At 45.5% G+C, this 15,943-nt stretch carries 11 protein-coding genes and 1 riboswitch; of the genes, 5 read left to right on the forward strand and 6 right to left on the reverse strand.

Going from position 1 to position 15,943, the window contains the following annotated elements; genetic code table 11:
* Window positions 1-510: 510 nt before the first annotated feature.
* The 4 genes from QUB30_RS22365 to QUB30_RS22380 form a co-directional block, all read right to left on the reverse strand.
* Window positions 511-3,096 (reverse strand): PAS domain S-box protein, encoded by a 2,586-nt coding sequence (locus QUB30_RS22365; protein ID WP_333337629.1) that lies wholly within the window; start codon window positions 3,094-3,096, stop codon window positions 511-513.
* Between the two features lie 130 nt (window positions 3,097-3,226).
* A complete protein-coding gene (locus QUB30_RS22370) occupies window positions 3,227-3,553 on the reverse strand; it encodes a hypothetical protein (protein ID WP_333337632.1) in 327 nt (108 codons plus the stop codon).
* Window positions 3,554-4,126: 573 nt separating this feature from the next.
* Complete coding sequence (locus tag QUB30_RS22375) at window positions 4,127-6,265, reverse strand: ATP-binding protein (protein WP_333337635.1); 2,139 nt, start codon at window positions 6,263-6,265, stop codon at window positions 4,127-4,129.
* Between the two features lie 147 nt (window positions 6,266-6,412).
* A complete protein-coding gene (locus QUB30_RS22380; RefSeq protein ID WP_333337637.1) occupies window positions 6,413-6,757 on the reverse strand; it encodes a slr1659 superfamily regulator in 345 nt (114 codons plus the stop codon).
* A gap of 564 nt (window positions 6,758-7,321) precedes the next feature.
* On the opposite strand from QUB30_RS22380, the gene cynS reads away from it, so the two are divergent.
* The 3 genes from cynS (at window position 7,322) to QUB30_RS22395 (ending at window position 10,210) form a co-directional block, all read left to right on the forward strand.
* On the forward strand, window positions 7,322-7,765 hold the full coding sequence (gene cynS, locus QUB30_RS22385) for a cyanase (protein WP_333337640.1): 444 nt from the start codon (window positions 7,322-7,324) through the stop codon (window positions 7,763-7,765).
* A gap of 359 nt (window positions 7,766-8,124) precedes the next feature.
* Window positions 8,125-9,507, forward strand: a complete 1,383-nt coding sequence (gene clpX / locus QUB30_RS22390) for an ATP-dependent protease ATP-binding subunit ClpX (protein ID WP_333337643.1) — start codon at window positions 8,125-8,127, stop codon at window positions 9,505-9,507.
* 55 nt (window positions 9,508-9,562) lie between these two features.
* The gene (locus QUB30_RS22395; RefSeq protein WP_333337647.1) at window positions 9,563-10,210 is read left to right on the forward strand and encodes a type IV pilin-like G/H family protein; all 648 of its coding nucleotides are present in this window, start codon (window positions 9,563-9,565) and stop codon (window positions 10,208-10,210) included.
* On the opposite strand, the gene QUB30_RS22400 is transcribed toward QUB30_RS22395, so the two are convergent.
* A complete protein-coding gene (locus QUB30_RS22400) occupies window positions 10,194-11,468 on the reverse strand; it encodes a protein kinase domain-containing protein (RefSeq protein WP_333337649.1) in 1,275 nt (424 codons plus the stop codon). The genes QUB30_RS22395 and QUB30_RS22400 overlap by 17 nt on opposite strands.
* Window positions 11,469-11,666: 198 nt before the next feature.
* A complete protein-coding gene (locus tag QUB30_RS22405; RefSeq protein ID WP_333337653.1) occupies window positions 11,667-13,709 on the reverse strand; it encodes a protein kinase domain-containing protein in 2,043 nt (680 codons plus the stop codon).
* Window positions 13,710-13,843: 134 nt separating this feature from the next.
* A riboswitch (cobalamin riboswitch) is annotated at window positions 13,844-13,990 on the forward strand.
* A gap of 22 nt (window positions 13,991-14,012) precedes the next feature.
* On the opposite strand from QUB30_RS22405, the gene QUB30_RS22410 reads away from it, so the two are divergent.
* Both QUB30_RS22410 and cobW read left to right on the forward strand, forming a co-directional pair.
* On the forward strand, window positions 14,013-14,423 hold the full coding sequence (locus QUB30_RS22410; RefSeq protein WP_333337655.1) for a DUF1636 domain-containing protein: 411 nt from the start codon (window positions 14,013-14,015) through the stop codon (window positions 14,421-14,423).
* A 368-nt stretch (window positions 14,424-14,791) separates the two neighbouring features.
* Window positions 14,792-15,826: a cobalamin biosynthesis protein CobW gene (gene cobW / locus QUB30_RS22415; RefSeq protein ID WP_333337658.1), complete on the forward strand. Its 1,035-nt coding sequence runs from the start codon at window positions 14,792-14,794 to the stop codon at window positions 15,824-15,826.
* Window positions 15,827-15,943 lie beyond the last annotated feature (117 nt).

Below are 15,943 nucleotides of genomic sequence, written 5' to 3' on the forward strand. Positions count from 1 at the left end.
CGATCAAGAACGGCTACCATTTACATAGGAGTCGATCGTTTACCCCTAATTATAGAAATCCTGTTTGCTAAAACCTTAATTTCTCGTTTTCTCTGCTTAATAAGTAGATGAGTGGAAAAATATATACACCATATCCCAGGTTGATCAAGTAGTAGGGACTCAGGCTCAGCCCACAGGTGTCAACTTAAGCCTGAAAGCCTTGATAAGTTTCGTTTTTCCCTAAGTCCAGATCCCCCTAAATCCTCCTTAATCAGGGGGACTTTGAGAAGACTCTTGTCCCCCCCTGATTAAGGGGGTAAGGGGGACTTTGAGAAGACTCTTGTCCTCCCCTTGTTAAGGGGGGCTAGGGGGGATCTAGGCTTAATAGTCCAACACCATTCTGTGACTGGGTGTGACGTTAAGTTGACACCTATGGGCTCTTGGAGTGTCCCTAGGGGGATCGATCGATAGGCGGGTGTACTTCATAAACCTGCAATCTGCTGTAAGTTGACACCAACAATCACAGTTTTTTTAATTAACCTGTTTGCTAATAGATTGCTTGGGCCAAGTAAACCGAAAAGTTGCTCCCTCACCTTCGGCAGATTCCAGGGAAATACTGCCCCCTTGACCTTCGACAATTTTCTTCACCAACGACAAACCAATGCCAGTATTTTCAACTTTATCGCGAGCTTCCAATGTCTGAAAAATCACAAAAACTTTCTCGTGATATTGAAGAGCAATCCCCGGCCCGTCATCCGCCACAGAAAACTCGTAAAAATCATCTAACTCTTTAACCGATATTGTGACGTGACCGGATTCAGCTCGGTTGTGCTTGATTGCGTTGCTAATTAAATTAGAAAAAACCTGCTGTAACGGCAATCTTTCGGTCACAAAAGTTGGCATTCCCGGTTCAATTTTCACCTCAAATCCAGACGGCGGTGCCAACGAATCAATAATTTCTACTAATAAATTCTCAACTTTTACCAGTTCTGAAGCTGCTTGAATCCGTCCGACCCGGGAATATTGCAGCAGTCCCTCAATCAAACCTTCCATTCTGTGAACTCTGCCGCGCAGCAGGTTCATTTGGTGCAGAGTCTCCTCTGTCATCGAGTCGCTGAGGTCTTCTTCTATCCAACTGCTGAGATTTGCGATCGCCCTGAGCGGCGCTTTCAAATCGTGAGAAACTACATAAGCAAACTGGTCTAATTCTTGATTCCGCTTTCTCAAAACATTCGTCGTTTGAGCCAGCGTCTGCGCCGTCCAACTCAATTCTTGAGCGCGCAACCGCAGCGATTCTTCAGCTTGTTTGCGTTCCCTAATATCTTCTACCACACCCATCAGAAATTGAGTGCCATCTTGTTCTCGCAGCAGCGAAACTGTCAAGTTTGCCCACACCAACTCTCCGTCTTTGCGGACATAGCGCTTTTCTAGAGAGTAATTTTCAATTTCTCCTGCTAACAATTGGCGCAAAAGTACCTGTTCGCTTGCCAAATCTTCCGGCCAAGTAATCTCCTGAAATCTTTTCTCCACCAATTCTTGGCGGCTGTAGCCCAAAATTTCGCAAAGTTTTTGATTGACTAACAGAAATTTGCCTTCCACAGTCGCTTGGGCCATGCCGACTGCCGCCTGCTCAAAAGTAGCGCGAAACCGCTGCGCGCTTTCGGCTAAAGCCATTTCTGAGCGCTTGCGATCGCTAATGTCGTTGCTGATTTCCAAAATAGCTACAGGTGTATCTCGATCGTCATGCTGCAAAGTCCACCGGCTGGCCACCGTTATTTTTGTGCCGTCTGCCTTGGTACGCACCAGTTCCCCTTGCCAAGAACCCCGCTCGAAAAACACTTCTTTAATTGCCTCCCAAGGTTGAGTCCATTCTGTTTGCAAAAGCTCGTGAATATTTTTTCCTATTGCTTGCGACTTCCGCCACCCGTAGAGCCACTTCGCTCCCAAATTCCAATAAGAAATCGCCCCGTTCAAGTCTAGTACCGCGATCGTATCGTTGGCCAAATCCAGCATTTGCGCTTGCTTGCGCAGAGTTTCCTCGGCTTGTTTCCGTCCTCGGGCATCGCGGCAAATCGCAATAAATAAGTGTTGATTTGCCACACGCATTTCGCTGACAGCCAACTCCATCGGAAACTTCGTTCCGTCGCTGCGAATTCCAACTGTTTCTTGCTCGTAAGTTTTCAGTTCAGTATCGGGATTTAATACAAAATATTCGATCGAATAATCCCCCACGCTGCTGTCCGGCGGCGGTTGAGCTATCAGCCGCCGCAGGTTCGAGCCAATTACGCGATCGGCTTTCTCCCCAAAAATCTTTTCTGCTGCCCTATTAAAAGACTCAATATTTCCCCGTGCGTCCAAAGTAATAATACCGTCAGCCGCATTGTCTACCACAGCTTGAATGCGACTTTTACTTTCTTCCAAGCCAGCTTCCCGCTTCCTCAATTCCTTCTCTAAACTATCAAATAAATACCAAGAAGCCCCTGCACCCAAACAGCCGAAAAGCAAACCAGCAACTTGCACAAAATTAGTGAAATCTATCAAATCCCGTCTTTGCAGATCTAGAGCTTTCTGGTAGGCTTCGCCGGCATTAGCAAACACATTAATTTTTGCGCGCAGGTTATCCCTCCTCAATTTGCCTTGAGTGAACACCTCAATTATTTCCGGCGACTGCACCCTTGTTGCCGAACTTTCGAGCTTATTCAAAGTGTTTTGCAAGAAATTTATATGCTGTTCGGTACTTTTTTTTATAGCTTCAAATCGCTGAGCTTGCAGTTTGTTTTCTTGAACCATAACCTGGAGTTCAGCCAGCAGCGGAGGCAAACTCTTTTTTGCTTCTAAGTAGGGTGAGAGAAATTCGCGGCGCTTCGTCAACCCGTAACCCCGAATGCCAGTTTCCGCATCCACCACGAGGGTTAACAAGCGGTTAGTTTCCTGAAGTATTGCCCTATTAGTATCTGCTCGCTCTCTTATCTGTAGGGTAATCTCCCGGAGCCCTGCAATTGCTATCAGCGAAGCAAACAGACAAATCACGGGGATAGCAACTATGATTGTTCCCCGCTGGCGAATTGGTCGGTCTGTCCATACAAATTGGATGCAGCGATCGAGCAAATACTTCACGGATGTTGAAGAAGAAAGTTTGCTGGCAGTATATCAATTTTTGACACTTTATGCTATGGATAATTTCGTTTTTTTTGTTTGGCGATCGCCGGGGACTAACCGTGGAAACTAGATTAGGCCCCTGCGATGGCTAGCTGCTGACAGTGACAGCAGATTTTTTAGCAAGCTTTTTAAGGGGAGGTAAGGAGAAGGAAAGGCGTTTTTTCGGCAGCGAGACCGCAGGCGAAGGCGAAAGACTCGTTTCTACTTTAGCTTCGTTTTCGGCTTCGGCTGTTGCTTTCAAACTAGAGTCTGTTTCGCAAGCGCTCTCAACATTTGTAGCTACAGTCATCCACCTGCCTGTAGCTGGATCGCGATAACAAGTGAAAGGATTTATTTTTAGGGGTTGACTGCAAGGTTTAATCATGTAGATGCACTCCTTTGATTCTGAGAATTTTCGCACTGCTTTCAGCGACATTGCTATCTCGCCAGTAGAAGCAGCAGTTTGAAGGCAAAAATCAGAATTGTGTTTCTGTTTCCAGAGACCTTTGATAATTTCTGATTTCCTGTTAACTTTTGCCTGCTACTGGTTAGCGACCGTAGCATTACTTAGGACTGACGCACGATTGTTGAGAAACCGGGTTTTTTTAGGAAAAGACGGGTTGTAGGCGGCAGATTCGGTAAAAAACCCGGTTTCGCACGGGCCCCGATGGTAAGTCCTGATTACTTTTACCAAATTGCCCTTCTACAAGCAACACCCACTCCCTGCATGAGGTTGAGGTGCGACTTGTGAATGCAGCGAGACGCCATATCCTGCTTGCGGGACAAGTTTGGGATAATATAAGTATTCTAGGCTGAGAAAAAATGCTAGTTTGTGATGAGCAACAGAGGTCGATCGCGATCGGCGTCACAATTCACAGGATAATTGGTAATTGAGCGGGGGTAATTGCCAAGTGGTAATATTCCATCTTCCATCTTCCACCCATCCGTTAAAGGGGTTAAAGGGGTTAAATCCGTTGCCTTCTTCCCTCTTGCCTCTTGCTTCTTCCTTCTAACTAATATCAACTTTTGCCTTTAAGTGAACAGTAAAAGTAGAGCCAACACCCAACAGACTTTCAACAGTGATATCGCCGCCCATCATCTGGCAAAACAAGCGACTAATCGCCAATCCCAAACCGGTGCCACCGTACTTGCGAGTAGTCGAAGCATCCCCTTGAATAAAAGGTTGAAACAAACCGTGCTGCTGTTCTGCCGACATCCCTATCCCCGTATCCGATACCTGTAAATAAACCCAATCGCTTCCTCCTGCTGGTTTGCGAGTAGCGCTCAACACCACTGTTCCGCCTTCGGTAAACTTCAAGGCATTGGATAGCAAATTAAACAGAATTTGCCGGACTTTAGTCAAATCTGCATACATCACTCCCAAATTCTCCGAGCAAGAAACTTGCAATTGATTGTGATTTTTTTCGACCAAAGGGTGCAATGTTGCAACGACTTCTTCTATTAAGTTGCCGAGGTCAAAATTTTCTAAATAAAGCTCCATCCGACCGGCTTCTATCTTAGAAAGGTCGAGAATATCGTTAATTAAAGTCAGCAAATGTTTGCCGGCGTTATAAATTTTTTTGGAATCGGGAATGATTTCTTTGAGTCCCGATTCCAGTGCTTCTTCTTGTAGTATTTCGCTGTAACCGATAATGGCATTGAGCGGCGTCCGCAGCTCGTGGCTCATATTGGCTAAAAAAGTGCTTTTAGCTCTGGAAGCTGCTTCAGCTTTGTGTACGGCTTCTTGCAAAGCTATTTCGGCTCTTTTGCGCTCGGCAATTTCGATGCGGAGCAGTTTATTGGCGGCGGTGAGTTGAGCGGTGCGCTGATCGACCGTCATTTCTAGCTGCGCTTTGGCTTTGGAGAGTGCTTCCTGAGCCCGCTGGCGTTCAAATCCTTCGATCGCCAGTGCTACCAAATTTGCCAAAGAATCGGCGAAGGTGCGCTCTTCCAGAGCCCACTGGCGGGGCGCGCCGATATGTTCGAGAGAGAGGATGCCCACGATCTTGCCGCCGAGCCTAATTGCTACGTTTAATATGGATGAATTGGGCTTGCTGGCATTCGGCACCGCAGCGGAATGTTCCGCAACCGCAGATGAGTGGGACAAATTTGTTTTTAGAGGGTTTTGAGTCTTGGGCGCAGGTTCTAAAGCTTTGTCCGATCGCAAGTTTTCGCCCGGTGCGTCGCCTTCGACATCTAAAATTGAAAATTTTAAATCGCTTGCGGATATGGACTCGCTGGTCAAATGATTTTCGCGGGTGCGATCGTACAAGTCGAGACAAACTAATTTGAGGCTGGGGATTTTAAACTTAGAATGATTGCCCCCCTCGTCTTGCTCTGGGGCGGCGGCGTCTGTATCGATTGCCTCTGTTTGATTGTGGGCGAGCGCTCTCTCTGTAAAACTTAGATGGGGATCTGTCGGGTAGCGAGTTCCATATCTGAAATGGTTGTAAAGCCAGACGCTGACTTTTTCCACTTCCAAAGTGCGGGCTGCCGCCTCGGTAATTTCGCGAATTCCCACATTCAGCGCACCGCTGTTGAAAGTTCTCTGCCTACCTAGCTGCAACAAAGCCAGACTCTGGCGGCGGAGCCGCTTTTCGCTCTCTTGGAGGGTTTGTTCTGCTTCCTTGCGCTGGGTGAGGTCGTACAATGCGCACAATGCGGTCTGTTCGCCGTTAAACTGAAGGGACTGAACGGAGATCATCGCCCAGAAGAGAGTGCCGTCTGCCTTTTTGCAATGGAGTTCGTAGTTTTTGACATAACCGTTTTTGGTAATTTCCTCAATTATCTTTGGGCGATCGCTCGGGTTGACGTAAAAGTCTGGGGTGCTGCTGCCGATCAATTCTTCTAGGGGTATGTTGAGCAGAGAAGCCAATTGAGCGTTGGCATAGAGAATTAAGCCGTCCGAGAGGCGAGAAACCAATACCGGAACGGGAGTTGCTGAGGCGATCGCCCGAAACTGGTCTTCGCTTGAGAGCGCTGCCACCTGAGCTTTGCCCAGCAAGTCAGCTTCCATGGTATCCGAATGTTCGGTGGCAGTCTGCAGCAAAATTTCTAGGTCAGCCTTTTCGCGCTTCAAGTTTTCAAGTTCCGCACTCAGTCGCTGAACGTCCAAAAGTAGCTGTTCTCTCGATGGTTCTTCCTGCATAGCAATTGACAATTGGTAATTTTTAGTATGTTGAGAGTTTTTTACGATTTGGTGGTAACTTAACTATGACTTATTCCCATTAACTTGGGCCGCCCTTATCTTGGTTCTCGGACTTAGCCTGCACGGATTTTTACCTTTTTCGATTTACTATTCTAATTCTAAGTGCAGGGAAGGCATCAGCCGCTGCAAGTTCTTGAGAGATTTTCCCTGCCAGGGTATGTGTTTAGAGCCTTTTATAGCGATTTGAATATTTTTTTGCTGGCGCACTTTGATGACAAATTTTGAGACAATGTTAATCCCAGAACTATTTAAAAATTCTAGCTTTCGCAAGTCTAGAGTAATGGTGTTTGGCGAGGATTCAGCCACTTCGTTGAGCAGATCGACGATCGGCGTGTATTCTTCCATCTGGCTGAGCCGGAACGAGCCGCAGCAGGTGACTGTTTGGGTAGCGCGATCGTACAGGATGGCGTAATCTTTGGTCTGAATCTCCATACTTTTGTCAGTTGCCGGTTGTTAGACGTAAAGGGACTTTGGCTGCGGGAGCGAAGATTGAGCTTCAGGCTAGCACGATAAAAATTCGGCCGCTTGCCGACTGCCTTTCCCTGTGTAACTTGTACTGCATATACTGCTAACTGTACCATTGCCGCAGGGCAGTGATGAGTTATTTTGGGATTTATCCGTTGTGATACCCGTTGAAAAAAAGAATGCAACTGTTGAGCCGCTCTCAACCCTGGTAGTCATCAGTCGTTGCCAATCTAAAATCTACAATCTAAAATCTAAAATTGTATGAGTTGTGGGGGGTTGATGAGGGAGCATCTAACTTTTGCAGCCAAGCTAGAAATCTCTGTTTTGAGGCAGGAGGCAGGAGGCAAGAGGCAGAAGGAAGGAACCCGAAGAAGTGTTTTTACAAATATGAGATGCTCCCGTTGATGAGAGCTGCTTTTGCTGAAGTTCCGAGTTATCAATTCTGTTTTTTTTCTCAGCTTGGTATTGACAAAATTACCAAAATATGAGAAATATTTCACATCGGCACAGTAGTTAGTTGGAGAATATTTAATGGCAATTTCAGAAATTACAGAAAAGCTTTTGGCTGCTAAAAAAGCTAAGGGAATTAGTTTTGCAGACTTGGAAAAAGTTTTGGGGCGCGACGAAGTTTGGATTGCGGCGGTTTTTTACCGTCAAGCAACCGCATCTGAAGATGAAGCCGAGAAAATTGTCTCGGCTTTGGGACTAGACAGTCAGACGGCTGCGGTTCTCTGTGAACCTCCGTTAAAAGGTTCTTTGGATGCCTCGGTTCCAGTTGACCCTCTGATTTATCGCTTCTATGAAATTATCCAGGTTTACGGGATGCCGCTCAAAGCAGTGATACACGAAAAATTTGGTGACGGGATTATGAGCGCGATCGACTTTACTTTGGATGTCGAGAAAGAAGCAGACCCAAAAGGCGATCGAGTGAAAATAATTATGTCGGGAAAATTTTTGGAATACAAAAAATGGTAAGCCCGTGCCACTTTACCTTCAAGTGAAAATTAAAAATTAAAATTTGCTCGCATGACTGATGACTAATGACTAAAGCCTCAAAAGTGTTAAGTTAGAAATAGAGATCGCGAAGCTTGACTCCGCCAAAAAACGGAGACAAGCCCCCGACTTAAGTCGTGCAGCTCCCCAAATTTTAGACCCTAGTTCAGCTCCAAAATTCATCTGTGGAGTAAATCTAAAATCTAAAATCTAAAATCTAAAATCGACTGACTGGCTTGGGTGTCGGATCGGGAAACCTTTCTAGGGCAAAGCTAAGGTCGCTCCCGCGGCAACTTCCCCAGTCGAAACAAGCAACCGCAAGCGTAAATTAAGAGGCAAATATGTCAAAATATGACTCCCATCTGAGATGCTCCTTTTGCGGCAAGTCGCAGGAGTACGTCCGCAAGTTAATAGCTGGGCCCGGCGTCTACATTTGCGATGAATGCGTGGAACTGTGCAATGAAATTTTAGAGGAGGAGTTCTTTGACTCCAGCAAAACAATTGGTCAACAGATTCCCCAATCAGAGGTGCGAGAGTCTCAGGGACAAGGAACGCGGCGTCCGGGTCGATCGAATAAATCGAAAATTGTTTTAGGTCAAATTCCAAAACCGACAGAAATCAAGCAGCATTTAGACAACCACGTCATCGGCCAGCATTCAGCAAAAAAAGTCCTTTCTGTAGCAGTTTACAACCACTACAAGCGCTTGAGCGTCGACCAAGCTAAAGATAGCGACAAGTCTTCCCCCGACAGCGATGTGGAACTGCAAAAATCCAACATCATGCTAGTGGGCCCCACAGGTTGCGGTAAAACTTTGTTAGCGCAAAGTTTGGCGCAAATGCTCGAAGTCCCTTTTGCTGTAGCGGATGCGACGACGCTGACAGAAGCTGGATATGTCGGCGACGATGTAGAAAATATCTTGCTGCGGCTGTTGCAAATGTCCGATTTTGATGTCGAATCGGCGCAGCGGGGCATTATTTATATTGATGAAATTGACAAGATTGCTCGCAAAAGCGAAAACACTTCGATCACCAGGGATGTATCGGGAGAAGGAGTACAGCAAGCGCTGCTAAAAATGTTGGAAGGAACAGTGGTTAACGTGCCCCCGCAAGGCGGCCGCAAGCATCCTTACCAAGATTTTATTCAAGTTGACACTAGCAAAATTCTATTTATTTGCGGCGGTGCTTTTGTCGGTTTGGAAAAAATAGTTGAACAGCGTTTGGGTAAAAAATCCTTGGGCTTTATTCAGCCAACAGAAAGCGACAGCAACTCGACTTTGCCGGCGAAGGATAAGCGGGCCGCTGATATTTTGCAGCAGGTACAGCCGGACGATTTAGTCAAGTTTGGTTTGATTCCTGAGTTTGTCGGGCGGATTCCGGTGGTAACGGTAATTTCGCCGCTGGATGAAGCAGCTTTGATGCAGATATTGACCGAGCCCCGGAATGCGCTGGTGAAGCAGTATCAAAAGCTATTGAAGATGGACAGCGTGGAGTTGGAATTCCAGCCGGAAGCGCTACGGGCGATCGCCCAGGAGGCCTATCGTCGCAAAACCGGCGCGAGAGCTCTCCGCAGCATTTTAGAGGAGTTAATGCTGGATGTCATGTACGAGTTGCCTTCTCGCAAGGATGTGGCTAATTGTATGATTACTCCTGAAATGGTCGAGAAGCGATCGACTGCTGAATTGCTGTGGCATCCCGCATGGCACAAACAGCACGAAACAGCTTAATTGGTCATCTGTAGGGTGCTTGTGGCGCACCCTACAAGCTTGGCAAATTTACTTTATGACAGTAAAAAAAATGTCAGTCAATGTAGCTAAAACCAGTAAAAAATCGAGATTGCCAGTATCCATTTTGCTGCCGAGGATGGCAATTTACAGCGCGCTTGTGGCTGGCATCATGGCGTCATGTTACGATTTCAAACTCAATACGATCGTCCTGCCCCCGTCCCCCTCAAGGGGTAAGAAATTTTCTTATGAAGCCGTACAATATATTTATAGCATCACTCAGGGGCAGCAAGCTTACTATGCAGAATACGGTCAATTTAGCGATTCCATTGCCAAATTGGGTATTGGACTTAAAGAACAGACCAAGAACTATAATTACACGATAGTCTCATCAATGGGCCCGGTTCAAACTAGGCACAATAACCGCCAACCAGCACAATTTGAAAGCGCGATCACAATCGCCCAACCTACTGATAGGAACCGCCGCGGGCAATCCTACACTGGCGCAGTATTTGCTTACAAAGAAAACGGTAGCAATTTAATAACAATTATTGGTGATATATGCGAGAGCGGTCGGGAGAACGCAAGTTATGCAGAAACTTGGAGTCCGCCAACTTTTGACGGCAAAGAAATTCACTGCCCGCCCGGAACAACGTTATCGCGAAGTGCAATACCAGGCCCCCCCGGGGTTAAGGTAAGACCTTGAAACTCTTTTGCGTCACTTTTTGACCGTCTAAGTAAAATTGAAACTGCCAATTGCCAGGTTTGTCATCTTTTTGAAAATGGTACCAGCACCAAGTATTTAATCGATCGCCCGTCGTTTTTAAATAAGATTGACTCTGGGCTGCGAATAGTCCTTGAGAGTTGACCACCTTACAATAACCTCTATATCCTCCCTCTGGCAACTTAGTAGCACTTACAGCAAAATAGACTTTTTTCTTGTGCTTCAAAGACCAAAAATCTCTAGTTTTTGTCGATTCTAGTTCGTCAGTTAACATCACTTGAGTCTGAGGATTTAACTTTACGGCGTTGATTACTGGTTTGATATTGACTGCTGTTTGAGGTTGGGAAAATTTTCCAAGCAAAGGAATAAAAATAGCAGCAATTGCTGTTAATAATCCGACTGATATCAGTGCGAGTTTTGACTTGTTACGCTGCTGAACTACCTCTAGGGGAATCAAAGCATTGAGGGCAGCATCCGCCGAAGGATAGCGGTGTTTGAAATTAGGTTCCACCATTTTTTGCAGCCAGTCAAGAAACTCTGGAGTTAGCTGCGGCAAGCGATGTTTAAAATTAATCCGCCCGGTATCGTCCATCAAGCTGCCAATTTCGGTAGAATTGATGCCGATTAGCAAGCAAATTAGCGTCGCGCCGAGACTGTATAAATCCGATGCCACAGTTAGCTGCCGATTGAACATTTGTTCTGGCGGCATAAAGCCCAAAGTGCCTTTAACAACGCTGCTGGCGGCCACTTCTCCCCCGCCGATTCTAGCAAATCCGAAATCGACAAGGCTGACATTCATCCGGTCATTTACTAAGATATTTTCGGGTTTTAAATCTCTGTGGATGACTGGCGGAACCCGATTTTGCAGGTATTTGAGTATTTCTAAAACAGAGATAGCAATTTGCTTGATTTGTTCGGGCTTCCAGCGGTTAGAACTTGCCAAGGAAGGGGCATTTTTGTATTCTTGCACCATGCAGAAACCCGATGCAGTTGGGAAGGAATCTAAATAGCGGGGAATGCTAGGATAGTCGAGTTCTCGCAAAATCTGAATTTCTTGTTCGCACGCTTGATATTGAGCCCAATTAGCGCCTGTTTGGGCAAATTGAAATTGTTTGACGGCGACGGAACGTTTGGTATTAATTTCGGTAGCGAGATAAGTAACTCTACCGCCAGCGCGATTGTGTCCGAGTTCGCGGGTTATTTGATAGCCGTAGTTGGAAAAGTCAGGAAAAGCATTCATAGGTAAATAGTTGATAGTTGATAGTTAGTAGTTGAGAGTTGTGATAGTTAATAGCGAGGTTTTTAAAAGTTGGATTTAAAGCGAAGTCTCGAAACAATCCGCCAACAACAGGCAGGAATGCAGACTCTTAATGTTTGGTAAGGTTTTTAGTGAGGACTTCAGTCATTGAGGTTGAAAGTCCTTGCTGCGAACAAGTTTTTACGGTTTAATTAAATTTGGTTGGGATTTGCGATAGTTGGCAAGCATTCTTTTTGGTTTAAAAACGAGCGAGTCAATTAACGGAATTCCAGTGACGGCTAGAGATGTTATTATCGTTCCTCCTACAACTAATATTTCTATTGTTTCAACCCCTTTTAAGGGAAAATCTAATCTTTTAAACAGAAGAAATGCTACAGACAAACTCATACAAAATCCGGCAGTAAGAAAAGCTCTTTTGGTAGCATCTACTTCAAGAACTTGTCGGGCTATCTGCTGGTCAATCAGCTTGTTAAATACCGAAGTGACTATCTTGTAAATCAGGGATGCCAGCGCTAAAATCCAGCCGACTATAAAGGTATTAGTATACAATGAAAATGATAAAAGCAGCATAATAACTGCTACTATCGTAACATTTTCGATCGTAACAGTCGAAATTATTCTTCCTAGTATTAAAGCTGCAAGTAAAGTTACTGGGATCGAAACCAGCACTGACCAAGCATACACAAAAATTATTAATTGATAATCGATCGTACCCTTCGCGATATCAAAAAGAATACTGGTTAATAGGCTGCTAATAAAAACAGAAAATATCAATCCTATTAATCCTCCACATAAAGCTAGAAACCAATTAAAATCATATTTGTTTGATTGGGCTGTAATGGCGATTTCGGCGACTAAAATTCCCAAGAAGCCACTTGTAAAACCGATTGGAAGCAGGATAGTAGTAGTCCCAGAATACAAAAAGATGTCAACCTCCGGATCGGCGAAATCATAATCAATCCAGCCAAATATCAAAACTGTTAACAGCAAACAGCACATAAAAGTTACTAAGATCAAACAGAACATAAAAATCAGCCTGAATACCGACAAAAAATTAGTTTTTTGCGGTACTGGCAGCGGGGCTGTTGTAGCTTGCAATTCTATTGTATGAGTTTCTGGTTCAGAATTTGCGCGCAAGATGATTTGGCGGTTGTAAGTTTGACTTGCCAGCAATTTGCTCGTATCGACTGCGATTTTGCACTCGATATCATTGCTTTCAAATGCCTGCGGTTCAAAGGAGATCCAAGAGTGGTCGTAGGGCGTGTGGGGCGGATCGTTCGGATGCGGCGTGACTTCCCACCTGCCACAAAGTATTGTATCGGGAATTGGGTTGCTAATGGCAATCGTCCCTGTTAAGATTTCTCCATATTCAGTAGCTGTGAATTGAATGCGATCGCGCTCAATTCTCACTTTCGGCAAGCTGCTGACATCCAAAGCTTCTAGTGCAGCTAAAGCATCAGCAGCCGACTGATATCTATCTTGAATTCTCGGCGCTACCATCCTCTCCAACCAATTCATCCAACCCTGCTGCAACGGCGGTACTAAATGCCGAAAATGAATGCCATAATTAGCATCAATTAAATTACCTACATCCGCAGATTTTGTCCCAGTTAACAAACAAATCAGCGTTATCCCCAAGCCGTAAAGATCCGAGGCTTTGGTTAATTCTCGGTTGAACATTTGTTCCGGCGGCATGAATCCCATCGTGCCTTTGACGACGCTGCTAGCCGCGATATTTCCACCTCCTAGCCGAGCAAAACCGAAGTCTACTAAATAAACATTGAGTTCGTCATCTATTAACAAGTTTTCTGGCTTAATGTCGCGGTGAATTATCGGCTGTTTCTGAGATTGCAGGTCAACTAAAATCTCTAAACTTGCGATCGCAATTTGCTTGATATCCGGCGGCGAAAAAGTCCGCGCGACAGCAGATTCGGCATTTTTGTATTCCTGCACCATGCAGAAACCGCTGTCAGTTTGAAAAGAATCGAGATAGCGGGGAATGCCCGGAAAATCCAGACTTTGCAGCACTTTGATTTCCTGTTCGTAAGCTTCGTATTCTGCCCAGCTAGCACCTAATTGGGCAAATTGAAATTGCTTAATTACAACGGATATTTTTGTGTTAATTTTTGTGGCGAGATAGGTGACGCGGCCGCCCAAACTGTTGTATCCGAGTTCGCGAGTTATTTGATAGCCATGTTTGGAAAAGTCAGGAAAAGCGTTCATAGGTAATTACTATGGTTTGTAGTAAGGACTTTAGTCCTGAAGCCGTTATGTTATAAGGACTAAAGTCCTTACTAAGAACGAAACGATCGCTCCTACAAACATAACTTTTTTGAAAAAAGGCGGCAAGTGCGGTATGATGTGATTTCGCGATCGGTTCTAGCGGGGAGCAGTCGCTAGAGGAAACGGGGAAAGTTCGGTGCAAGTCCGGCGCTGTCCCGCAACTGTAATGAAACCGTTGTGGTTTCTCAAGTCAGAATGCCCGCCGATATCTAACTCACTTTTGAACGCATCTGCGAGGTACGGATGATGGATGGAATTAACACGGCTGTACGCACCAAGCACAGTCTATTTGTTTGCACTGCTTGCGCTAGTGTTTGGAAAAACGGCAAGCGCGAAGGCAAAAGCGGCGGTCAACAATTCATGGAAAATTTGTCGCAACTCGCTAAAGATTGGGAGTTTTCTGATAAATTTGAGATTCAAGAAGTTGAGTGCATGAGTGCTTGCAGTCACTCTTGTGCGGTGTCTTTTGCTGCGGTAGGAAAGTACACTTATCTGTTTGGCGATTTACCAGCAAATGAGTCGGAAAGCGTCGAGGCTGTACTCGAATGCGCGGGTCAATACTATGCTAAACCCGACGGTTTGTTGCCTTGGTCTGAGCGTCCTCAAGCTCTGAAAAAAGGCGTTTTAGCAAAGATTCCACCGCTGGGAAATTAGAGCATTTCTCGTTACCATGCTCTGCCCATTGGTGACAACTTAACGTCAAACCGACCGTCTCTCTTGTTTTTATCGAAATCTAGATCCCCCCTAACCCCCCTTAATAAGGGGGGGACAAGAAATATTCTCAAAGTCCCCCTTCTTAAGGGGGATTTAGGGGGATCTAGACTTCGCCTAAAAGCGACTTTTATTGTAGGTTTCTGTCTTAAGTTGTCACCTACATTCTCGGCCTGGGAGCGCATAGCCAGAGGCTCGGCCTCGTCTTAAAAGCGCTCCTTTATTCCAGCGAGGCAGAGCCTCTAGATTAGCATTCCCAGGCACAGCCTGGGAACGAGATATCCCATCACCAAATCAGCACAAAATTATCAATGCACAAAATCCCTGTTACTGTCATCACTGGTTTTCTCGGTAGCGGCAAAACTACCTTAATTCGGCACTTATTGCAAAATAATCAAGGTCGCCGCATTGCTGTTCTGGTCAACGAATTTGGCGAAATTGGAATTGACGGAGAACTGCTGCGCGATTGTCAAGTTTGCGACGAAGAAGAAAATGTCAGCAGCAATATTGTAGAACTAACAAATGGTTGTCTTTGCTGCACTGTTCAAGAGGAATTCTTGCCGACTATGCAGGAATTGTTGAAGCGTAGAGAACAAATTGATTGTATTGTAATAGAGACTTCTGGCCTCGCACTTCCTAAACCTTTAATTCAAGCTTTTCGCTGGCCGGAAATTCGCACGGGTGCTACTGTAGACGGTGTTGTTGCTGTTGTCGATTGCGAAGCTATTGCTAGCGGTACTTTTGTCGGTGATATCGATGCTTTGATGGCACAGCGGCAGGCTGATGATAGTTTGGATCACGAAACTCCGATCGAGGAATTGTTTGAAGACCAGTTAGCCTGTGCCGATATGGTACTTTTAACGAAGGTCGATCGCGTAGATGCTGAAACTCACCAGAAAGTCCAAAGCTGGTTGCAACAAGAATTGCGTCCGAGTGTGAAAATTGTGCCCTGCAAAGGTGGCGAAATTAACCCTGATGTGCTCATGGGATTTAATGCGGCGGTTGAGGATGATTTGGAGTCTCGTCCGAGTCACCACGACACTGAGGAGGAACACGAACACGATGATGATATTAACTCGACTTACTTTATTGCCGATCGCGAATTTGAACCTGAAGCTTTGGTGAAAAAACTGCAATCCTTGATGCAGCAGGAGGAAATCTATCGAATTAAAGGGTTTGTGGCGGTTCCCAAGAAACCGATGAGGATGGTGTTGCAAGGTGTGGGTTCGCGGATAGAATATTTTTACGATCGCCCTTGGCAACCTTCCGAACTCCGTCAAACCAAATTAGTGCTGATCGGTCGAGAGTTAGAGCGCGATCGAATTGCAGCTATAATTAACAACTAGGTAGTGGTCAAGAAGTAATGATGGTAAAAAAGTAGCCTCGATAAGTTTTTTGTAAACTCTGCCGAATTGTCCCCTTTGCTATTCTTGCCGAACCGTGAAAAACGGTCACATTCACAC

The sequence above is a fragment of the Microcoleus sp. BROC3 genome, assembly GCF_036702515.1.
GTDB lineage: Bacteria > Cyanobacteriota > Cyanobacteriia > Cyanobacteriales > Microcoleaceae > Microcoleus.